Raw genomic sequence first — 22,963 nt, forward strand, 5'->3', positions numbered from 1 at the left:
ATGGTTTCAATGTTTTCTCATTCTCCACAAGGTGATGATATTCTTCATAAAATGCGTCGTCAAAAAGCGCATGATCGTGAAAGTGATGAAACTCAAACTGGATCTTTCCCAGCAGTTCATCGTAAAGTAAAATCTTCACTAAGTGGTCATGTGACGCGGGCGCGTATATTTACGGGCTTTTTAATGATGTTGCTCTGCGCTTTATTAGGTTTTGCGTACATGATTCAAGTTAATCGTAGTAACTCACTTTTGTATGAAACAATGAGCGAAGAGGAGTTGACACGTCTTATTACAGAAACTCATTCTCAAATTCAGAGTTTGGAAAGCCGAAAAAGTGAATTAACAGGTCAGCTTAATTCGTTGCGCGAAGCAGTAGATAAACAAGATGAAGCTCGTCGTATTGCTCAGCAGAATGCTCAAGCAAATGGTCTTATTTCTGGACGTCTGCCGGCAGTAGGTAAAGGTATTGTAGTTCACATTACTGCAGGTGAAAAAGAGAATATTGATGCTGCTACGATGTTTCAGCTAATAGAGGAATTGCGAAATGCTGGCGTAGAAGTTATGTCTATTAACGATGTGAGAATAGTTACTTCAAGCTATATTTCACAAACTAAGCATGGTCTTATATGTGACAATATTATGATTGATCCTCCTTATATTGTGAAAGCAATTGGTGACCCTCAGAATTTGCAAAATGCTGTTAATATTGCAGGCGGTGTTGGGTCGCGTTTAAAAATTAAATTTGGTTCTTCTGTAATGGTTTCAGTGCCTGATGAGGTAGAAATTACTTCGACACGCGAACCAAAACAGTACGAATATGCAAAACCAGTCGAGTAACAAGGTAGAATAGCAAGTATGACTGAACCGATTCCTACAGCTGGCGAAACCACTATTATTGGTATGCCAGCTATTCATATTCCAATGAATACAACTTCAGATCGTCCTATGCAGCAGGATGATTTTGATACTATAGCGAAACTACGTCCTGGTACTGCGTTGTTGATTTCAACTAGGGGAGCAGTGTCTGGTTCTCGCTATCTTCTCGATGAAGACTTAGTAACAGTTGGGCGCGATTCGCATGCTGATATTTTGTTAGATGATTCTACTGTTTCGCGTGCTCATGCAGTGTTTAAGCGCCATAATGGCGTGTTTAGCATTTCAGATTCTGGAAGTCTAAATGGTACGTATGTAAATCGTGAACGTGTTGATGAATCAGTGCTGCATAATGGCGATGAAATTATGATTGGCAAATTCAGACTGGTATTTTTCGCACATGACGCAGTCACAGTCCGATAATGTGATTAACGCAGTACAGGGGGAGCTTTTTAATTTTTCTCTGTCTGCTGATCACGCTTCAGGATACCGTGGTAGTGTCGCTATGAAGGTTGCCGGTATTACTTACCGGCAACTCGATTATTGGGCTCGTAAAAGCATTATAGAGCCTTCAATTCATGCATCTAGTGGTTCTGGTTCTCGTCGTTTGTATTCTTTTAAGGATATTGCGATTATGGCTGTAGCTAAAAGGCTGCTTGATGCTGGCGTTAATTTAGTTAATGTTACTACGGCTATTATTTTTCTTAATCGATACTCAGAAGAGCGTTTGAGAAATATGACTATTATTTGTGATGGTCAATCTGTTCAAGAGTGCGATGAGAATCAAGATAATATGCGTAGTATGCTTGCTTCTGGTTTAGCAGTATTTGCTATTGCTGTTGGCCGCATTGTTTCTAGAGTTGAAGAGGACTTATCTTCTGAAAATTCTGTTGATGCTACGCAAGTTGAAGAAAAAAGTAGTAAGTCTACTCGCAAATCTTATTCAAAACCTACTTCTCATACATCTTCAAACTCATGGAGTCTTGTTCAGGAAACGTGGGGATAATGGCATGTTTGTAGTTGTTATTATCGCTGTTATTTGCTGGTTTGCTTCAGTATCATTGTTTTTCTATAGTTTATTTGCTTGCGTGCGTTTTTTAGTAAAATTTCGAAAAAATGCTTATTTGAAGGCAAATAGTATTAGCAATAGTAATAAGAGAAATTCTATTGGTTTAATGCCTTGGAGTATTGTTATTACGCATTGTTGTGGGCTTCCTTGCGCAATGCTTGCGTACATGCTTTTGCATATTGTTCGCGATTTTGGATTTGTTCGCGATGATTATTGGTTATTAATGAGATCAACGCTGATTGCGTCATATGTGATTATTATCGCGCTTATTTTTGTCAATATTTTTGCAATGCTATTTTGTGCGTACCGAAGCTGCAAGTCTTAGATTATTTAGTAAGAAGTATCAATAGGGATATTATTTGATAGTAGTTGAGATTTTGTTGGTTGTGTTTGATTGTTTATCTCTAATTTGACATAACGTACATTATCGGATAAATATCAAGTAAATCTAGTCAAATAATAAGCTCAACCGACAGAAACTGTGCATGTATGTAAAGAAAAAGCCGTTTTCCCGCCAAAAAACGACCGAAACTTTACGAGGGTGTAAAGAAAAAGCCGTTACGACAAAAATTCTGATTAGATTAAGCGAAATATTCGCAAATTGCAGTGCTTAATTCGCTTACGCTACCAATAATTCTGTAAGATCCGTGTGCTTCAAGCTCGCCAGGCTCAGCATAGCCCCAAGCGCATCCCAAGCAATCCAAGCCGCAATCTTTTGCTCCGTCGGCATCAGTCCAGCGGTCTCCAACCATCAAAGCTCTGTCGCCTTTTTCTGGATTGTAATCAATCTCATCAAAAACATAACGAATAACTTGAGTTTTGCTAATGCGCGACATATCTTTGCTAGCGCCATAAATTCCGTCAAGATACTTCGTTAAACCAAAATAATCGCAAATAGGCTTTACTTGATATTCTGGCTTGCAAGATGCGGTTGCTAAATAATATCCAGCTTCACGAAGTTTTGTGAGTTGCTCAAGTATTCCATCGTATACTTTGTTAAGTAGGCATCCTGGAATCTTTTTACCAGGATTATTTGGATCATCAAAAGTTGCTACTTCAGAATAATACTTGCGATACGTAGCAAGTCCCTTTGCTAGCAGCGATTCAGGCACATTATTGCGTTGAAGAGATTCTAAAATTGAAGGACCTATAAAACGATGCATTTCAGCATCGTCCGGAATAGACTGTTTCAATTCTTTCAATGCAAGCTTTGCGCAAGTAATAATACCAGCATCTGACTTTGTTAATGTGCCATCAAGATCAAGCAGAATAATGCGACGACTAGTGCATCCTGAAGTCACCGAGAATTCACTCATAGTCAGGAATCCAGCCCTCATGATGCATTTTTAGACGTTTGTCTAGTAAAGTTTTTAATTCTTCTTCACTACGACGTTCAAGCAGCATATCCCAATGCGTTCTAGAAGGCTTGTTGAAATCATCATCTGGACGATCATCGTCGCCTTCGCGATGTGCAATCGTGCCGCAGCGGCATTCCCACTCTTCAGGAATTTCTGCGCCTTGAGCAAAAGGAAGAATCGTGCGATGTCCCTTTGGGCACACATACACAACATCATTTCGTGCCGCGAAATCTACATTATCGTCAGATTCTAATGATTTCGCACCAATGCTCATACCGCGTAAACTGCGTTCTGCCATAGTATCTCCTTGTGTAGTACTTTATAAAATTACCGAATTGCACGGACTATATATATAAAAACGATTTATATATACAAAATACATGCGTTTTATTTGTATATGCTCATACTTATACATCTGAGTATGCAACAACTCCACGGTTTAATAGTTTTGCAGCTTCATAAGCGCACGAAGAAAGATTTTTATCTACGCCATCTATAGATTGTAAATATTCTCCTGCTGCGAAAAGTTGAGTAAGTAAATCAATAAGACGTTTAGCTTGACGCACGAAATCTCCTCCAGTGCTGTCGGTATTGCGCAAAATTTCAGCTAGATCAGCACCATTAGCCCAATCATACATAATATCTACAGCACCAAATTCAAGCGGTCTTAACGCTGGCAAATGAGCGTCTGCGCATAATGCGCTAGTACGCATAAATAATTCTTTCATTCGCAATACTGTATTAAATATCGCGCCATCCTTGCCGCCTGGATATCGTCTAGGTTCTCCCCCTGCAGGTCCTCTAGATTCATAAACTAATGCAGACAAGCACGATAATAATTCAAGCGGTGAAAGATTATTAAAAATTCCTTCGCAAATAGCTTCAGCAAATACAATGTCTAGTTCGTTATACAACCTTCTTAACAATTGACCGCGCTCAGTAAGGTGCAAAATTTGGTTTTGTGAAGAATCTTCAGATTGTAAATAATCCAAACTGTACAATACGTCACAAATATGGTCAAAAGTTCTAGCAACAGAACCAGTACGAGATTCGTAGCGTTCACGTACTTGATCAAGTTCCTTATGTTCTCTAATCCAATGGTAGCCCCAACGCAAATGTTGTTGAATATCTGCACAACCTGCACACGGATGCGTTCGCTCAGCTTCTCTAAGATTTGCAATAACATCATCCAGCGCTTTAAACGCTGCTGTGCGTTCTGCATCTGTGTGGAATAAAGTATGTTTCAGTTTACGGCGTTGATCGTGTTGAGCTTCTTTAAGCTTCATACGTAATTGTAAGAATTCAGCAAAATCCCCATGTTCGCAGTGGAATGCTTCTTCATAGCCTTTAAGAGCTGTTTCAAGTTCGTTCATGCGATTATGTAAACGTTCAGCAGAAGCATTAGCTTCCCATTGAGCAAAAGAACGATCTAGTGTTGTTCGAGCAGTATCTGCATCGCTTGAGTTCAGCAAATTAACTGCCATATTAAACGTAGGAACGAAGCTGGAATGTAGTGGGTATACGCGTTTACTAGAAAGCGCTGCAGCCTGTTGAGGAACAAAATCAGCATGATCTACAAGAATTGCGTAACCAATATCGTCAATTCCACGTCTTCCAGCACGACCTGTAAGTTGCGTAAATTCTCCAGGTGTAAGAGGTACATGCCCAGTACCGTCAAATTTTACTAGCTTTTCTACAACAACGCTTCGAGCTGGCATATTTAAGCCTAAAGCAAGTGTTTCTGTTGCAAAAACAACTTTAATAAGTCCGCGTTCAAATAGCGTTTCAACAATGTGACGGAATAACGCAATCATACCTGCATGATGTGCTGCAAATCCTTGTTCGAGAGCAAAACGAAAACGCTCAAAGCTTAAAGCGTGTAAATCTTCTTTAGAAAGTTGATTTGCAACCATACTGTCAACAATTTTACGGATTTCGTACATTTCTTCATCAGATGTAAGTATTAATCCTGCGTTTAAACATTGTTGAACAGCTTGATCGCAACCGGAACGAGAGAATATAAAATAAATTCCTGGCAGCATTCCTAGGTAATCTAATTCGTCAATAACAGCCCAGCGACGAGGAGTATGTCGTTTCGCGCATTTATCTAACTGTGCAACTCCCCCGTTAGCACTGTGCTTCTTACCTTTTCTGTAACGGTATTTGCTATCGCTGTAAGATTCTTTACGGCGACGAGCGCGGTACTCAAATTCATTAAGTTTCCTAGTCAATGCAGGGTTAACGCGCTTAGTTACGTTTCCATTATTGTCATGGTCGTACAAATCGAGTAACTCAGGCTCAGTTGCAGAATCCTCTTGAATAACAACATGTCTTTCTAAAGGCACAGGTCTGTGTTCGTCGACAACCAAATGAGTTTCTCCACGCACTGATTCTAGCCATGCAGAAAAATCTTCAACATTTGAAACAGTTGCAGACAACCCAATAATTTTCACCGATTTTGGAAGGTGAATAATAACTTCTTCCCACACAGCTCCGCGGAATTTATCTGCAAGATAATGAATTTCGTCAAGAACGACAAACCCTAAAGATTGCAACGTAATCGAATGCTCGTAAAGCATATTTCTTAAAACTTCAGTAGTCATTACAACAATGTCTGCTTCAGGATTTACAGAAGTATCGCCAGTTAATAACCCTACTCTGTCTGAGCCGTACTGTTCGCAGAAATCGTGATATTTTTGATTACTTAAAGCTTTAATAGGCGTTGTGTAAAAAGCTTTTACATTACGATTTTGCGCAAGAAATACAGCAAAATCCGCAACAACAGTTTTACCAGCTCCAGTAGGAGCAGCAACTAAAACATTATTGCCATTTTCTAGTGCATCAATAGCTTCAAGTTGAAAATCATCAAGTTCAAAAGACAAAGAACGCTCAAATTTAGATGCCATTGAACGCTCGTGCTTCATTGTATTTTTAAAAGCTGCGAAACGTTGTGAAGGAGATAATACTACATCATTCTCATTGCAGTCAGTTGGATTGCTTGATTTATTTTTGCAGTCTTTTTTATGTGATAAATGAGACATAAAAAGTATTAGTCGCTTTCTTATATGCTATAGCTGAATGTCTTCTTCGCGAAGAGATTTTTTATCCCAATGCTGCCATATTTTACGGTGATTTTCGCGAATTTTTTGATGACGCTCAATAACTTTTGCGTGCGTTCGCTCATATCGATTCGTTGCATCTTTAATAGGAAGTGTAAATAATGGATCTCGAGGATTTTCATTATCTTCTTTATTTGGTTCATGCAAACGTTCAAATCTAGAAGAAACGTCTTCGGAAATGCCAAAGCAGACCCTAGCTATTTTTATTGCGCTTAAAACGACAATAGCAACTCCTAGCGCTACCATGAGCAGCATAAAAACTGTTATGAGTAGCCAAATCCACCAAGGCATTGTTATTCCTCTGTATTCGCATTATCAGCGTGATTAACGCTTAATTCACGTTGAGCGCGAGCAATAATCATACTGCGCAATGTTTCAGGAGCAACAGCTGTAATATGACGTGCGTGAGCAATGCAAAAAGCAACGAACCATGAATCAGAAGAAACAGTAAGATGGACTTTTACTCCGCTGCCACAAGTTTCCATAGTGGCTCCAGAAAGATTCTTCAAAAAGTTCAATTCTGTTTCATCGGTAATAAAGCAAGTTTCAGTTCCGTTATCAAAGCACCATTTACGAAGTTCACTAACTGGCACATCTGGAATTTCAACTTGAGATACAGGCTCTACAACTTCTGCACGTTCAATACGTGCTACGCGAAGAACTTGCCAAATGCGAGGCAATCCATTCGCTTTATTAATTGTCGTATCTTTAGCAACAAATTCACGTTTATCTTCTGGTGTTTGCTGCTCTACATCAGTCCACACTGCAACATAGTAAACGCCTTCATCAACGTAAATCTTCGACGGTGCAACAATCTTGCGGCGAATACGTCCTGCCCCGTCAGTGTATTCCATATCTAGCAAAGATCCAGAGTTAATAGCACTGCGAACAATAGAACAATTTCGAGGCTCAATTTCGTAACCTGTTAAACTCAGCCATGGAGTTTGACCAGGAAGAACATGACGGCGAAGACGTTTATACAAGGATTCAGCTTGTGTGCGCTGCTCAATAGGCAAAAGCAAGGAATGTGCCAAATAATTAGCAGACGCAGTAAGCATGCTCAAATATTGCTGCGAAATTCCAGCAAGTCTTTCCAATCCTAAAGAGTTAGTAGCAGAAACAATTCCCTCGTTCTCAAGAAGAGTCCAATCTATATCAAAGAATTGGCTTCCGGCCATTTCCCCATCGTCAGAAACAGTAGTAAGAGTATTTATATCCTTGTGAAGAATTGTAACAAATCGACGAAGTTCATCATCGCTTTTTGGTCTACCAATAAAACGCTCAGCAAGCTCGTCTAATGGGAATTCCTCTCCAAGATGAGCAGACAAGAAAAGCATCAATCGAAGCCTACGATCTACTTCACTTCCAGTTTGGAATGAAGAGCCTTTTTTGGTATGCGATTTATCAGTGTCGCTATTTTGTTCTTCAATATTTTGCGCTTCTTGTATAGCATCTTCTTCATCTTTTTGCTCATTTTCGTCACATTGAGCAAAATTAACTGCTGCGTGCAAACGGCGATGGAAAGCATCAACTGCTTCTTGAGGGCTTACTACGCTAGATCCAGGATGTTCTAGCACAAACATCGCTAAGTCGTCAGCATCAGTATAAGCAACGTTTAAATGTTCACCATCGACATCCACAGTTGCGGCAAATCTGCGAGAATCAATAACTTTTACCAATGAATCAGGTAGCATTTGTGTTCCAAGACCAGGTGCGATTGAATCTAAGCCTAAGCCAGGAATAGGAGTTTGTGGAACTCTAGGAGCAGTGCGAGAAGTGCGCTGTTGCTCGTGTTGACCTGAATCAAGAGAAGAAATAGACATTGAACGAGCAAGATAATTTGCTGCAGCTAAAACTGGTAATTCAGATTGGTCGAAGCGTAAACGTACGCGAGGTTCATCGCCTAATTGCAAACGATAAGACGCAAAGTCTTGACCTTCGGACTTTGAAGAATATTCTGGCTGCCTAGATTCGATTGCAATACCCATAGCAGCAAGCTTTGCGCGATCTCGCTGGAATTGTTTTGCGAATGCTGCTTTAGCTGCTTGATCTGCAAGCTCACCGTACGAATCTGCATATGCCTTTACGCGCTGTGCAATTTGACGCGAAGTCAGCCATTGCGGGAATGCGGAAGACAATACAGCGAGTACATCTAACTCGTGTTTGCCCCATTTGTCGGAAAAACGTCGCCTTCCGTTGCTTCCTTCTACCATTAGTCCTCACGTATCATGTTTGTATCAATTTACTTATGCGCCTTGCATACAAGCGACTACGAAATGCAGCAAAACTTGTGTTGCAATACTGCGCACACCTTTTCTATTTTAATGGTGTTTTGCGGTACGTGTGGACATTTTTTAAAAAACTTCTAATAATTATGTATTTTTTATTCACACGAACATCAACAACGTTGAAAATACGCCATTTTTTCGCGACACGCCATATAACTTTTTTATAGATAATTTTATTTACTATCAATAAAAATCGCATATTTGCAAGAAATCTGCTTTAAACCCAAGAGTCTGGTTCAATTCCTTGCGGTCCCACGAATTCTCCGTTCGGCACATAACTTGGTTCTCCTGTATCTTCTAAAACAGCGTCAGCAAACATTGAAACTTGATTTCCAAATGTCCAATCCCCTCTAATAGTTACTGATTTTGCAGCAGCTAAAGCTGGAACAGAATATGGGAATCTTTCGTTGAAATCATTGATGTTTTTGTAATAACGTGGATCCAAATCAATATCAGGAAATATATAGTTACCATCTTCCATTTCATATGAATCAGTAAGATGGAATCTATCTGATCGCATAATAAATAAGTCATTGGTTGTTTTAACAGGCAAGAAACGCATGCGATCAACTTCTACGCAAATTGCGTCATCAAAAAGTGAAGCTATTGCGCCCATTGCTGTTTCTAATTGCACTACTGGTGTGCTGCTTTCGTCAGTTGGGTCAACAGTTTTGTGATTAAAAATAACAGGCAAAGGCAAAATTCCTTTGTGCTCTTTTAACTTTTTTTCTAGAGCATCTACACGAACCCAAATATTATTTGTGTTGAAGTATGGATGTTTTTTAATGCTTTGTGCGCTTCTACGATCCTCAGGATGAACCTGTGTCATTTCTCGTAGTATTAGTCTTCCTGTTTGCGCGTCCCTAACAATGTGACCGCCCTTACGATCTGCTTGCGTTCGCTTCGCAACCTCAATCATGATAGGTGCGCCAGTATTTTCAAAATGTTGAGCAAGAGTGCGCGACGGTCTAGCACCTAAATTGTCAGAATTTGAAATAAACAAATACTCAATTCCATTTTCTTTAAGAGTATGCAATAAATCAGATTCCCACAGAGTTGAAAAAATATCGCCGTGACCTGGAGGGCACCATTCAAGAGATCGATCTTCCTTGTGAGAAACCGGTTCTCCAGTTTCCTCTACTAATTTTGGTTCTTGATGTTGAATAATTTCTACAGGAATATTGTCTTGCACAAACTTGCGATTGCGTTTTAGTACTTGCAAAGTATCATGAGACGTGCGGAAAGAATTCATGAAAATAAGCGGAAGATTAACTCCTAATCGTTGACGAGCTGTAAGAACTTGTCCAATAATAATATCAATAAAGCGCATTTGGCGAGCTTTATGCCTACGAACTGGTAGTAAAGATTTTGCGCAAGACAAGCCCATAGATGTTCCCAAACCGCCATTTAATTTAATAAAAGCAGTTTTTGCGAATGCGTTAACAGCTTTGTCGTGATCAATAGTTTCGTAAATTTCGTGGAAAGTTGGAACGCTTTTAATAGGCTCAACCGTGCTCTCGCGAATAAACTCCGCAGGCTTATCCCCTGATTTATCTAAATTCCAAGCATTATATAAGTGTTTAAATTGTTCAATAGCAATTTCGCTCATGCCTTGTTCGCGCATCTTTGCAGCGGACAACTCAAACGCGTCATCCATGTAAAAGCCTCCTCGTATGCATGTGACCTTAATAGTTTAGCGATTTGTGCGTCGCTGCGCAAATATTGCTTTTAACGGTTATTTTGAAATACTATTATGATTCTACCAAAGTTAGAAATTGCAAGATAGAAAATAATAAGCGCAGCCAATAATAAATACTGACTGCGCTTATGAGAAATTTGCTACTAAACACCACTAAATATGAAATTTAGTTATTTTCTGCATTGTTGTCATCATTTTCTTCCGGTTCATCTCCAGTTTTTAGATGATGCTCGTCATAGCCTTGCAAGTAACGAGTGTGACGCCAATGGTGAATAGAAGCGTTTGTACCGCGATGATGTACGTGATACTTACGTGGAGTACCACCATAAGGAAGCTCTTTAACTTCGCTAGCAACTGCTATTTGGTTCACATTAGAAGGATCCATAATAGCAATTGGAGCAACAGGCTCTGGTTCTGTTGGAGCGGCAGTTCGATTCTTCAAGTGCGATGGCAACCATTGTGCAAACCAAGACAATGCCAAGCAAATAAGGAAATATATTACTGCTGCAACGCTTAATGTTTGCAAAATATTAAAGTACATTGATCCGAGCCGACGCGATTCCTGAAGCAAATCAGTGTACATAATAATTGAACCAAGTGCAGTATCCTTCAAAACAACTACAAGCTGAGTTACTGCTGCAGGCATCATAGCAATAATTGCTTGAGGCATTTCAATTTGTGTCAATGATTGGTATTCGCTCAATCCTAATGCAAGCGAAGCTTCTCTTTGACCGTTTGGCAAGTTGCCAACACCAGATCTAACAAGTTCTGCAACAACAGAACCGTTATACATAATCAGTGCCAAAACAACAGCCCAGTATGATGATTCTTTCATACCAGAAAGTGCGAATGCTCTCCACAAGAAAATCATAAGCATCAATACTGGTACTGCACGGCAAAATTCTACTACTATTGCGGAAATACTACGAATAATAAAATTAGGTAGTAAACGGCAAAGTCCGAAGAATAAGCCAAATACAATAGAACCAACTACTGCAAGTAACGATGCCTTTAGTGTCATCCATAATCCAGGAAGATAAAAATCAACCCAGGCTTCAGATTCGAGTGCAGGATTCCAAAGTGTCCAAGAAAGTTGGTTTTCTCCCTCTGGAGGATTGCTCAAACGAACGAGAATAGCAATAATGCAAATAACAAAAATGCAACCGGCAATAATATTAGCTATGCGAATTTTCTTAAGAGCTTTTGGACCTGGAGCATCAAATAATAATGATTGTTCACGTTGTTTAGCCATTGTTATCACCTTCTCACAGCAAGTTTATTTGACAAATAAGTAGTCAAAATGCCGATAGGAATGATGAGCATAATGTATCCGCAAGCGAAAATTAAGAAGATTGGCACAATCAAATCTGCATGTTTCTCAATCATTTCGCTCATCATTGTTGAAGTCTCTGTGGCAACTGATGCTGCAGCAGCAACTGTAGAATTCTTAAGCAAAGCAATAAATGTATTACCTAATGGTGCTACTGAACCGCAGAAAGTTTGTGGAAGAATTACTTGTGTTGCAGATTGGAAGAAATTTAATCCAAGAGCGCGGCAAGCTTCTGCTTGGCCAACAGGCACGGTATTAAGACCAGATCTCAAAGATTCGCAAACAAATGCTGCAGTATAAAGCGACAATCCAGCAATTGCCAGCCAGAAGAAATTCACTTCAAAAATTGAGGAGAATCCTATCTTAAGCTGAGCGTAAACGCCTAAAACCATAAAAACCATAATGATGGTAAGTGGCATGTTTTTAAACAATTCAACATAAACTGTAGCAATCATGCGTAATGATGAAACAGGGCAAATGCGCATAGTAACAAGAATTACGCCAATAATTGATGAAAAAAGTACACTCCATAAAGTTATTTCAATATTAACCAAGAATGCTCCTGGAATATTGTAGGAGGTAAATAGCTGCATAAAATCTTGCATATTACTTCTCTCCTTCTTGAGGAATTGGCGGATTATACTTTGCGTTTGGCTTAAAGCCAGTGCCTCGTAAATTGTCGTCTAGAGCTCTTTTCCATGATCCGTTACGAATCATGTCTTTTAAGGCTGTGTTAATTTTCTTAGCTAAGCCTGTATTTCCTTTTTTAATGCCAATTCCGTAATATTCTGCGGTAAATGGCTTGTTTACAAGCTTTAAACGACCTCGAGAAGCGGTTGCTAAACCAGCAAGAATAATGTCGTCGGTAGTTACAGCATCTACAATTCCTGAGAATAATGCAGTTGCACATTCTGCATAACCAGGCTGTTGCATAAGCTGTACCTTTGAAGAGTAACGCTCCTTAATAGCAATTGCAGATGTTGAGCCTGAAACTGAGCATAAACGCTTTCCGTCCAAATCATTTGGACCGCTTACTTTATGCTCATCTTTTCGAACTAGTAAATCCTGGCCAGCAATAAAATATGGTCCTGCAAATGTCACCATTTTTTTACGAGCATCCGTAATAGAGTATGAGGCTACAATCATATCAACATCGCCATTTTGGAGCATCGTTTCGCGTTGTTTAGATGGTGATTCTTTCCACACAATCTGATCTTCTGAATAGCCGAGCTTTTTGGCAACATACTTAGCAACATCAACGTCGAATCCAACGTAAGTTCCTGATTTTTTGAAACCCAAACCAGGCTGATCGAATTTAATACCGATGCGTATGACTTTTTTACCATCGCTACGATCGCACGCTGTAAGTGGCATAACGCAACATATGGTACAAAGCATCGCTAGTATCGCACGAAAAATGCGATTTTGTAATATTTTCATATCTTTTCCCTTCATAAGAACTGTTTTAAAGTTTCAGAATTTTACTGAAAGATAAAACAAAAAGCAGATTAATGCGTAAGAATCTTGGAAAGGAAATCTTTTGCACGATCAGTTTTTGGATGTTCAAAGAATTCTTCAGGAGTGCCTTGTTCAAGAATTTGACCATCTGCCATAAATACAATTCTGTCAGCTGCCTTGCGTGCAAATCCCATTTCGTGGGTAACACAAATCATAGTCATGCCTTCTTTTGCAAGTTCAACCATGACATCAAGAACTTCATTAACCATTTCCGGATCTAGTGCAGATGTAGGTTCATCAAAAAGCATAACTTTTGGCTGCATAGCAAGAGCTCGAGCAATTGCAACACGCTGCTGCTGACCGCCGGAAAGTTGTGAAGGCATTTTATTTGCTTGATTATCAACTCCGACTCGAGTAAGCAATTCCATAGCAAGAGATTCAGCACTTTGCTGATCCATATGCCGCACTTTCATTGGAGCAAGAATAACATTTTCCAAAATAGTCTTGTTAGCGAAAAGATTAAAGGACTGGAATACCATACCAACTTCTGCTCGCAAAGCTGCAAGTTCTTTTCCTTCTTGAGGAAGTGGCTCACCGTCAATACGTATGTCACCTGAATCAATAGTTTCGAGACGGTTAATTGTGCGACACATTGTCGATTTACCAGAACCAGATGGACCGATAATAACTAGTACTTCGCCTTTGTTAACAGTCAGATTGATGTCTTTAAGCACATGAAGTTTTCCGTAATGCTTTTCGACATGACTTAGTTCTACGAGGGGATTTGCCGCTTTTTGCACTGAAATAGTGCGATTAGTCATATCCTCGGCGTTTGGATTTGACTTTGATACTTGCTTATCCATAACAAGAAGTTTAGCTAACCTGTGTTACGGCTATTTATCACTATCGTTACGTTTTGTAACTCTTACGTTACAAAAAAGCCGTTAATTGTAATCATAAAATCAACAATCAACGGCTTATCAATAACACTTTTTACAAGTATTTCTATTTACTCGTTTTCTTCTGGATCGTAATCAACGCCAGTTTCAGCACGCTGCTCGTCAGAAATCGGAGCAGGAGCGCCGGTTAGAGGATCCCTACCGCCGCCAGCCTTAGGGAATGCAATTACGTCGCGGATTGAGCTTGCGCCTGCCAAAATTGCAGCAGTACGATCCCAACCCAAAGCAATACCAGCGTGAGGTGGAGCACCATACTTGAAAGCTTCAAGCAAGAAGCCGAACTTTTCGTCAGCTTCAGCCTTATCGATTCCAAGAACGTTAAGCACACGATCTTGAATATCGTCGCGGTGAATACGAACGGATCCGCCGCCCATTTCGTTACCGTTGCACACGATATCGTAAGAATCGCTCATAGCGTGCTCTGGATCTTTATCAAACTTATCGATCCAATCAGCAGATGGCATTGTGAATGGATGGTGCATAGAAGTCCACTTTGAGTGACCAACAGCAACGTCGTCATCATCTGGATCATCAGTGCGCTTGAACAGTGGGAAGTCAACAACCCAAGTGAAAGCAAACTCATCTGGGTGAAGCAATCCTGCGCGGCTAGCAAGCTCTACACGAACAGCACCGAGCAAAAGCTGCGAAGACTCGCGGGAGCCTGCTGCGAAGAACACTGCATCGCCATCTTCTGCTCCAACAGCTTCCTTAAGACCTGCGCGCTCTTCTTCACTAAGATTCTTAGCAACAGGACCCTTTAACTCGCCATCTTCACCAAACACAACGTAAGCCAATCCCTTAGCTCCACGCTGCTTAGCCCAATCCTGCCAAGCGTCAAACTGACGGCGAGGAGTTGCAGCACCGCCCTTAAAGAGCACAGCGCCAACGTATGAAGCTTGGAACACGCGGAATGGAGTGTTCTTAAAGTAGTCAGTCAACTCAATAAGTGGGTTTCCAAAACGCAAATCAGGCTTATCGGAACCATACTTATCCATTGCTTCCTGCCAAGTAATACGAGGCAAAGGAAGAGCAATCTCGTGACCAGCTTCCTTCCAAATAGCAGCAATAACGCGCTCTGCCATAGCCATAACATCTTCCTGGCTTGCAAAGCTCATTTCCATATCAAGCTGAGTGAACTCAGGCTGACGATCCGCACGGAAGTCTTCGTCGCGATAGCAACGAGCAAGCTGATAGTAGCGCTCGACGCCAGAAACCATGAGCAACTGCTTTAGAAGCTGAGGAGACTGTGGAAGTGCGTACCAAGAGCCTGGAACCAATCGTGCTGGAACAACGAAGTCGCGAGCACCTTCAGGAGTTGACTTAATGAAAGTTGGTGTTTCAACTTCAGTAAAGTTCATGTCTTCCAAAGCATGGCGGGCAGCCTTAGCCATATCAGAGCGAAGCTTCAAATTGCGTTGCATAGATGGGCGACGCAAATCAAGGTAGCGATACTTCAAACGAACATCTTCGCTTGGAAGCTTGTTCTCGGACTCGTTTTCCAAAGCTGTTGAAACCTGGAATGGCAAAGCGTCTGACTTTGCGAGAATAGTAACAGTTTGAGCAACAATCTCAATTTTACCGGTTGCTAAATGATCGTTTTCGTTGCCATCTGGACGCAAGCGAACTTCGCCGGTCACTTGTACAACGAATTCACTACGCAATGGTCGTGCAGTTTCTTCATCGTAAATAACAACTTGCACTAAGCCTGTGTTATCACGGACATCAACAAAGGCGACTCCACCATGATCACGGCGACGATCAACCCAACCAGCGATGGTTACTTTTTGCCCGACTAATTCTTCAGTCACTTCAACGGCATGATGTGTGCGATACGCCGTCTGGCTCATAAGTCCACTTCCTCTACAATCTAATTGATATATTCATTTGTTTCTATTGACATGATTTTGCGCACAATATTCAAGCAAATTTGCAAGAACATTATTTAGCGCAAGAAACTGTCTGCCGGGCATAAACAGTATCCGGTTGCCAAGACGTGGCATCCGCGGTTTCCTGTTCGCCAGTAATAATATTTTTTACTTCATCGTGAGATGACTCTGATTCAGTGCTATCAGCAGGGAACCACACATAAGGAATGCCGAGCTTGTCAGCATATTTTATTTGCTTACCAAGCTTTGCTGCGCTAGGAGCAACATCTGCTGCAATGCCTCGATCTCGTAAAGTTTTAGCAATAGCATTGCATGCAGGACGATCTTCTTCATTCCACACTGCAACAAGTACTGCAGCAGGAGAAACTCGAGAAACAGTAGCTCCTGCAGTGTGAAGCATATAAGAAAGCAGTCGAGACATGCCAATTGAAAGTCCTACGCCTGGATACTTCTTCTTGCCCTGTGAAACTAAATTATCGTAACGTCCACCAGAGCAAATTGAACCAAGAGATGCTGCATTATCAAGGAAAGTTTCGTAAACAGAACCAGTATAGTAGTCAAGTCCACGAGCAATCTTCAAATCAGCAACAACAGCGCCTGGGCGAATACGTGCTGCCTCGTCTACAATCATTGCAAGAGTTTCAACACCTTGAGAAGCTAAAACATAAGACTCGTTATCATCATTTCGAGAAATATTATGCTTATCGCATAATTCGTCGAAACGAGACTTCAACTCATCTCCTGTTTCGGCAGTAAGTTCAGCTAATTCTAAGCATGCATCAGCTTGAGAAGCCGTAGCTCCGCATTCTTTTACCAAAAGCTTGGATACTTCTTCAGCGCCAATTTTGTCTAGCTTATCGATTTCTCGAAGAACTCCCTCGATATCGCTTAATCCAATACCGCGATAAAAACCTTCAGAAAGCTTTCGATTGTTAGCATGAACAGTTGCCTTAGGAAGACCGAACTTACGTAAACGCTCAAGAGCTTCAACCATGACAAGTGGAAGTTCAACTTCGTAGTGTGAAGGTAATTCGCCATTTCCTACGACATCGATATCTGCTTGAACAAACTCACGGAAACGACCTTCTTGTGGACGCTCCCCTCGCCAAACTTTTTGCATTTGCCAGCGCTTAAATGGGAACGTCAAATCACCAGTATGCTCAACGACGTAACGGCTGAGTGGAACTGTTAAATCGAAATGTAAACCAATGCGTTCTTCTACAGGAGTGTCGGATTCGTGACCAACTTCTTGTAAACGCGATAATAAATAAATTTCTTTACTGGTTTCGCCTTTTTTTAATAAGCTTGAACCCTGTTCTACTGCACGCGTTTCAATTCCAATAAAACCGTTGAGTTCAAACACTTCTCTTAGTGTGTCAATTACTTGCTGTTCAACAGCGCGTTCACTAGGAAGCCATTCAGGGAAACCCGATATTGATGAGCCTTGTACCATGTCCACTATAATAGGTGGTGTTGCGGAAAAATCATGGCTTACCGTCATACTTATTCGTAACAATGTTACCGTGCATCTGCTGTAAGGAGTCGTCCCGTGACCGAACAGACTAAACCTGAAGAAACTACTAAAACTACTACCGCGCCAAAGCCAGTTGCTCCATCTCCAGCAAGCTTCGCGCATAAGACTCGTGTTGTTGCTCAAGCACCAACCATTTCTTATAGTGAAGAGGATATTAAAGCCGCAAAAACTTTTGGCCGTGTTGATGAAAATGGCACTGTTTACGTTACTGAAAACGGTGCTGAGCGTGAGGTTGGTCAATACTCCACTGGCACTCCTGAAGAAGCGTTGACTTTCTATATTCACCGTTATCTTGATTTGAAGATTAAGCTTGATCTTTTTGCTAAGCGCTTAGAAGCTTCCAATGTAAAAGCAAAAGAAATTGACGAAACGCTTAATACTTTGAAAGCTGAATTGGAAAATCCTGCTGCCGTAGGCGATATTGCTGCTTTACGTGCGCGACACGCCGAATTGACTGCAAAAGGTAATGAAAAGAAGGAAGCAATCGCTAAAGCTCGAAAAGAAGCTCTGGAAAAAGCTTTGAAAGAGCGTACAAATATTGTAGAACGTGCAGAATTGTTAGTAGCGCAAATGAATGAATCTACTAATTGGCGTGAATTAAACGATAAGCTACGTGCTTTATTTGACGAATGGCAGGAGCATCAGCGTACTACTATTCACTTGAATAAGTCTGATGCCGATGCTTTGTGGCAGCGTTTTTCAAAGGCTCGTTCTGCATTCTCTCAGGCTCGCAATTCTTGGGTTAAAGAACGTGAGCACGTGCGTAATACTGCTAAGCAGCTTAAGGAAGCTATTATTGCAGAAGCTGAAAGCTTAAAAGATTCAAAAGATTGGCGTGAAACTTCTATGAAGTTCAATGCTTTGATGGATCGTTGGAAGAAAGCTGGCAATGCTGGCCGCCAGCACGATGATGCTTTGTGGGCTAAGTTCCGCGAAGCTGCTGATGCTTTCTATCATGCTCGTCAAAATGACCGTGAAAAGGTTAATGCTGGAGAACACGAAAATCTTGCTAAGAAGGAAGCTTTGCTCGTAAAAGCAGAGGCTTTGTTGCCAGTAGAAAATGAAGAAGCTGCTAAGAAAGCTCGTAAGGCTTTGTCTCAGATTCAGGAAGAATGGGATGCTATTGGTTTCGTTCCTCGTGAAGATATGCGTCGTATTGAGTCTCGCTTAAACGACGTTGATAAAAAGATTAAGGCTGTTGAAGAAGCTGCTTGGCGTGAGGCTGATCCTGAAGCTAACGCTCGTAAGTCCAGTTTTGCTTTACAGTTGGAAGCACAACTAGAAGAGCTTAACGCTGCTATTGCTAAGGAAACCGATAATAAGCGTAAAGCTAAGTTGGAAGCTGAAAAGGCTACTAAAGAGCAGTGGTTGAACGCTGTTAAATAATTAGTTTTATAACTAACTAAAAGTATGGGGTCGCTTGATTTTAAGCAACCCCATACTTATTTTTTCGGCTGTATTTTAAGCTTTATTTGCTTTAAGAGTTTTTTATTAAAGATTTAGCTAAATGAATAAAAGTATTAGCTAAATTAGAATCTGCCAATTTTCCATCTTCGGTTAGAACAGCAGGTCTCCCTGCTTCACCAGTTTCTCTAAGCGCAGGATCTAAAGGAAGTTGAGCTAAAAGAGGCACATTAGTGTCAAGAGCGTTACAAAGTTGTTCGCTTACTCTCCTTCCTCCTCCTGAACCAAATAATTCTAAGCGCTCGCCGTTATTTTCAAACCAGCTCATGTTCTCAACAACTCCGCGAACTTTTACAGGAATTTGCAAAGCCATAAGACCTGACCTAACTGCTACATCTGATGCGCTAGGCTGTGGAGTTGTTACTACAACAAGCTCTACGTTTGGTAAGGATTGCGCTACAGCTAATGCCATATCTCCTGTGCCTGGAGCTAAATCAAGAAGTAAAACATCAGGGTTGCCCCACCAAACATCTGAAAGAAACTGCTCTAAAGAACGTTGTAATCGTGGTCCTCTCCACAAAATAGCACGATCAGTTCCAGCAAACATTCCAATAGAAATAAGCTTTACTCCCCAAGCAACTACAGGCATAAGCATTCCGTTTAAATTTGTTGGTTGAGAATTAACTCCAAACATTCGCGGTAAAGAAAAGCCGTAAATATCGGCGTCAATAGCTGCAGTATCGTAACCTAATGCTGCAAAAGTTGCAGCTAAATTAGCAGTTATAGAAGATTTTCCAACTCCGCCTTTCCCAGAAGCTATAGCAAAAATTCTCGTGCGAGTGCCAGCTTTATTAAATGGATTTTCTTTGCGTTCAGCTTTTAAATCTGCAACCAACTTTTCTAATTTAGTTTTACTCATTGCAGTAGCGTTAACGTGCGGTATGAGTATTGCTTGAGGATATTTAGATATAGCTTCTTGAACTCGTCCTGTAATTACTTCCGCAAGAGGGCAATTTGGCACAGTAAGTTCAAGATTTATCTCTACATCATAAGCAAACTTTGTTGTATCAATGGTTTCAGCTTTCTTTATCACATGCACTCCGGTTACCATATTTAATTCGGTAACAGAGCGACCTAATTCTGGATCAATAACGCTACCCAGCAAATCGTAAACTTGTTTTTCGAGTTCACTTGTATTCATCCGTTATGATTCCTCAGCAATGAGATTTGGAACAGTATTATTTGCAATTTGTAGTATTTCTTCTAAGTTCCCAGTTTTTAAAAGAGTATTAAACTGTTGTTCGTTAAGCATAGGGATGCCAAGTTCTTGCGCTTTAGTTGCCTTGGATCCTGCATTTTCGCCTAGAATAACGCAATATGTGTTCTTGCTTACTGATCCTGATGCTTTGCCGCCTCTTGAGACTATAGCTTCTTTTGCGCTGTCTCTTGTAAATCCTTGCAAAGATCCTGTAACAACTATTGTTTTACCTACTAATGTTTGAGCGAAAGATGATGCTTCAACTTTCCCTACTACACCTGCTTCTTGCCACGATTTTAATACTTCAAATTGCCAATTAGCAGGGTCTTTAGCTTGTTGGAACCAGTTGTATACTGCTTGCGCAATTTCAGGACCAACTCCATCAATTTGTGTAAGTTCTTCAATAGATGCTTTGGAAATATTGTCTAAAGATCCAAAATTTGCCGCTATAAGACGTGCAGTTGGTGGACCTAGTCTACGAATAGATAAAGCAACCAAAACTCGCCACAGTGCTGCATTCTTGCCTTTTTGAGCTATTTCTTCAAGCATACTACGAGTAGTTTCAGAAGGTCTTGTATACCATGGCACATTTATTGTTTCTTTAGCGTTGTCGCTAGTTTTAGCATTTCTAGTAATGCGCTTATTTTTCCAAAGTATCACTTTAGCGTCAATTGGAACTTGGAATTTAGGATATTGAGGATCCCATTGTTCGTTTAGTGAAGTAGTTTTTTCGGAAGTTCCTTCTGCTTCGTAATTTGTAGATAACTTTGCTTCGATTGTGCGAGTCCAAAATGCTCTAACTTGGTGCCAAAGACCAGATCCGCCTATTTTGCGTGTACGCTTTTTAAAGCTACCGTCTTTACTAACTTCTTTCCACTCTTCAACAAGAGGAATTTCTTTCCAAACCATTACATTTTGCAAATCGTCGGCAGTAATACTAAATAATCCAGCTTCATTTCTAAGTACTGGAGTTTGTGGTTCAGGTAGCGTTAAATCTGGTGCCGGTATATATGATTGTTGAGTTGCTCCTCGCTGAATTATAATTTTATCCATATCTGGGCAGTAAACTTCTGCAGTTGTAGGTCTGCAATCCTCAGGATTTGTAAGAGCTAGCGCAGCGTTATCGCCCAAATTTTCAATATCAAAAGCTTGTCTGGAAGCCAAGTGAATTATTCGTTCTGTAAGTTGAGCTGGGCAGTTTTCTACATTTGGGCAACGAATGTCTTTATCTCCCTCTTTTGCAGGAGCTAGCTTAGTTCCACAAGATGGGCAGTATTCTGGCATAACAAACTTTCTAAGTTCATTTTCTCGCCCTTCCCTAGCTTTAAGTACCGGTCCGACTAATTCTGGAATAACATCCCCAGCTTTACGAACTACGACAGTATCGCCAATTAGCACACCTTTATGTTCAACTTCGTAAGCATTATGAAGAGTTGTGCGAGAAATTGTCGATCCTGCTACAGTAACAGGTTCAAGAACAGCTACAGGAGTTACTCTTCCAGTTCTTCCAACCTGGACAATAATATCCTTCAAGTAAGTATTAACTTCTTCAGGAGGATACTTGTATGCAATAGCCCATCGTGGAGCTCTAGAAGTAGCTCCTAGTTGATGCTGTAATGCTCTGTCATCAACTTTTACAACTATGCCGTCTAAAGCGTGCAAAATATTTGCCCTATGCTCTCCGTAATAGTCAATCATTTCTTCTATTTCAGAAAAATTTGTGACTTTTCTTGTGTACGGAGAAACAGGTATTCCCCACTGTTGATAGAGCTTATATGCGTCAGACTGATTAAATTTTGTTTCACTATTGTTATGGCTTGTATTTTCTTTCCAACGAAGCTCACCTAGTCCGTGTGCAAAAAAGCTTAATCGACGCGTGGCTGTAATTCGTGGGTCTTTTTGGCGCAAAGAGCCAGCTGCAGCGTTACGAGGGTTTGCAAAAGCAACTCGTCCAGCATTTTCTTGTTCATCATTTAATTTTCTAAAGTCTTCCCATTTCATAAAAACTTCGCCACGAATTTCCACGAACTCAGGAATATCGTCAGGATTATCAGAATGAAGCTGTGTTGGTATTGCTTCAATCGTTCTTACGTTTAATGTAATATCTTCGCCAGTTACGCCGTCGCCTCTAGTAAGACCTTGTTCAAGAGTACCGTTGCGATAAATAAGATTTAAAGCAAGACCATCAATTTTTACTTCGCAAGTCATAGGAAGAGGTTTAGACTCATCCCATTGTAAATCGCGAATTACGCTGTTATACCAATCGTGTAATTCTTCAATTGAAAATACATCATCCAAACTCATCATTCGAGACGGATGCTTTACAGAAGTAAAATCGTTAGAAAAAGTTCCACCTACGCGATGTGTTGGGGATTGAGGAGTATCTAAAGTTGGGAAGGCAGCTTCTAAAGCACTTAGCGCTCGCATTCTTGCATCATATGCTGCGTCTGAACTAGTCGGAGAATCTTCTACGTAATAAGCAATTTGATCAGATTGTGCCCAAGCTGCCAATTTTGCCCAAAGTTTCGCAGCTTGCTCTATAGTAAGCGTCGCTGGCTGCAAGTTTCCAAGAGTCAACGCATCAGTGTCTGTTGGTTGAAGTTGAGCAATCCATGTATCTGTTTTTTGCGTATTTTCATGAGTCTTATTTTGCTCGTCAAAATCGTCAAAAAGAGTCCATTGTGCGTTTTTTGACTCGATATCATCGTGAGCCATACTCATGAAACCC

The 22,963-nt window shown here is 40.7% G+C and carries 19 protein-coding genes; 5 read left to right on the forward strand and 14 right to left on the reverse strand.

The genetic code is table 11. From position 1 onward, the window contains the following. From HXT43_RS02505 to HXT43_RS02520, 4 genes are all read left to right on the forward strand, one after another. Positions 1 to 837 (forward strand): DUF881 domain-containing protein, encoded by an 837-nt coding sequence (locus HXT43_RS02505; RefSeq protein WP_004106616.1) that lies wholly within the window; start codon positions 1 to 3, stop codon positions 835 to 837. Positions 838 to 855: 18 nt separating this feature from the next. Further along, positions 856 to 1,296 (forward strand): FHA domain-containing protein, encoded by a 441-nt coding sequence (locus HXT43_RS02510; protein WP_004106618.1) that lies wholly within the window; start codon positions 856 to 858, stop codon positions 1,294 to 1,296. Then, on the forward strand, positions 1,274 to 1,879 hold the full coding sequence (locus HXT43_RS02515) for a MerR family transcriptional regulator (protein WP_004106620.1): 606 nt from the start codon (positions 1,274 to 1,276) through the stop codon (positions 1,877 to 1,879). Before HXT43_RS02510 ends, HXT43_RS02515 begins: the two co-directional genes overlap by 23 nt. Positions 1,880 to 1,997: 118 nt before the next feature. Continuing rightward, positions 1,998 to 2,267, forward strand: coding sequence for a hypothetical protein (locus HXT43_RS02520; RefSeq protein WP_234025950.1), 270 nt, complete (start codon positions 1,998 to 2,000; stop codon positions 2,265 to 2,267). 256 nt (positions 2,268 to 2,523) lie between these two features. On the opposite strand, the gene HXT43_RS02525 is transcribed toward HXT43_RS02520, so the two are convergent. From HXT43_RS02525 to hisS, 12 genes are all read right to left on the reverse strand, one after another. Further along, positions 2,524 to 3,258: an HAD hydrolase-like protein gene (locus HXT43_RS02525; RefSeq protein WP_050397231.1), complete on the reverse strand. Its 735-nt coding sequence runs from the start codon at positions 3,256 to 3,258 to the stop codon at positions 2,524 to 2,526. Beyond that, the gene (locus HXT43_RS02530; protein ID WP_004106625.1) at positions 3,251 to 3,598 is read right to left on the reverse strand and encodes an RNA polymerase-binding protein RbpA; all 348 of its coding nucleotides are present in this window, start codon (positions 3,596 to 3,598) and stop codon (positions 3,251 to 3,253) included. Before HXT43_RS02530 ends, HXT43_RS02525 begins: the two co-directional genes overlap by 8 nt. A gap of 109 nt (positions 3,599 to 3,707) precedes the next feature. Further along, positions 3,708 to 6,341 carry a DEAD/DEAH box helicase gene (locus HXT43_RS02535; RefSeq protein WP_004106627.1) on the reverse strand — a complete coding sequence of 878 codons (2,634 nt, stop codon included), beginning with the start codon at positions 6,339 to 6,341 and terminating at the stop codon, positions 3,708 to 3,710. A 27-nt stretch (positions 6,342 to 6,368) separates the two neighbouring features. Continuing rightward, positions 6,369 to 6,710 (reverse strand): hypothetical protein, encoded by a 342-nt coding sequence (locus HXT43_RS02540; protein ID WP_032842489.1) that lies wholly within the window; start codon positions 6,708 to 6,710, stop codon positions 6,369 to 6,371. Between the two features lie 2 nt (positions 6,711 to 6,712). Continuing rightward, complete coding sequence (locus tag HXT43_RS02545; protein WP_004106631.1) at positions 6,713 to 8,632, reverse strand: helix-turn-helix transcriptional regulator; 1,920 nt, start codon at positions 8,630 to 8,632, stop codon at positions 6,713 to 6,715. 292 nt (positions 8,633 to 8,924) lie between these two features. Continuing rightward, positions 8,925 to 10,364, reverse strand: coding sequence for a UTP--glucose-1-phosphate uridylyltransferase (locus tag HXT43_RS02550; RefSeq protein WP_004106635.1), 1,440 nt, complete (start codon positions 10,362 to 10,364; stop codon positions 8,925 to 8,927). Positions 10,365 to 10,572: 208 nt separating this feature from the next. Continuing rightward, entirely contained in the window at positions 10,573 to 11,658 is a 1,086-nt protein-coding gene (locus HXT43_RS02555) for an amino acid ABC transporter permease (RefSeq protein ID WP_004106637.1), read from the reverse strand. A gap of 5 nt (positions 11,659 to 11,663) precedes the next feature. Beyond that, positions 11,664 to 12,341 (reverse strand): ABC transporter permease subunit, encoded by a 678-nt coding sequence (locus HXT43_RS02560; RefSeq protein ID WP_004574250.1) that lies wholly within the window; start codon positions 12,339 to 12,341, stop codon positions 11,664 to 11,666. Between the two features lies 1 nt (position 12,342). Then, complete coding sequence (locus HXT43_RS02565) at positions 12,343 to 13,176, reverse strand: glutamate ABC transporter substrate-binding protein (protein WP_004574249.1); 834 nt, start codon at positions 13,174 to 13,176, stop codon at positions 12,343 to 12,345. 68 nt (positions 13,177 to 13,244) lie between these two features. Then, positions 13,245 to 14,057 (reverse strand): amino acid ABC transporter ATP-binding protein, encoded by an 813-nt coding sequence (locus HXT43_RS02570; protein ID WP_004106646.1) that lies wholly within the window; start codon positions 14,055 to 14,057, stop codon positions 13,245 to 13,247. A gap of 146 nt (positions 14,058 to 14,203) precedes the next feature. Next, positions 14,204 to 16,000: an aspartate--tRNA ligase gene (gene aspS / locus HXT43_RS02575; protein WP_064340391.1), complete on the reverse strand. Its 1,797-nt coding sequence runs from the start codon at positions 15,998 to 16,000 to the stop codon at positions 14,204 to 14,206. Positions 16,001 to 16,091: 91 nt separating this feature from the next. Further along, the gene (gene hisS, locus HXT43_RS02580) at positions 16,092 to 17,492 is read right to left on the reverse strand and encodes a histidine--tRNA ligase (RefSeq protein WP_064340395.1); all 1,401 of its coding nucleotides are present in this window, start codon (positions 17,490 to 17,492) and stop codon (positions 16,092 to 16,094) included. A gap of 96 nt (positions 17,493 to 17,588) precedes the next feature. On the opposite strand from hisS, the gene HXT43_RS02585 reads away from it, so the two are divergent. Continuing rightward, a complete protein-coding gene (locus HXT43_RS02585) occupies positions 17,589 to 18,959 on the forward strand; it encodes a DUF349 domain-containing protein (RefSeq protein ID WP_004574246.1) in 1,371 nt (456 codons plus the stop codon). Between the two features lie 91 nt (positions 18,960 to 19,050). Here the strand turns inward: HXT43_RS02585 and HXT43_RS02590 are convergent, their stop codons facing one another. After that, on the reverse strand, positions 19,051 to 20,178 hold the full coding sequence (locus tag HXT43_RS02590; RefSeq protein ID WP_064340392.1) for an Mrp/NBP35 family ATP-binding protein: 1,128 nt from the start codon (positions 20,176 to 20,178) through the stop codon (positions 19,051 to 19,053). 3 nt (positions 20,179 to 20,181) lie between these two features. Further along, a complete protein-coding gene (gene ligA / locus HXT43_RS02595) occupies positions 20,182 to 22,950 on the reverse strand; it encodes an NAD-dependent DNA ligase LigA (RefSeq protein ID WP_421781098.1) in 2,769 nt (922 codons plus the stop codon). Positions 22,951 to 22,963 lie beyond the last annotated feature (13 nt).

The sequence above is a fragment of the Gardnerella sp. DNF01195 genome (assembly GCF_049244175.1).
Taxonomy (GTDB): domain Bacteria; phylum Actinomycetota; class Actinomycetes; order Actinomycetales; family Bifidobacteriaceae; genus Bifidobacterium; species Bifidobacterium leopoldii.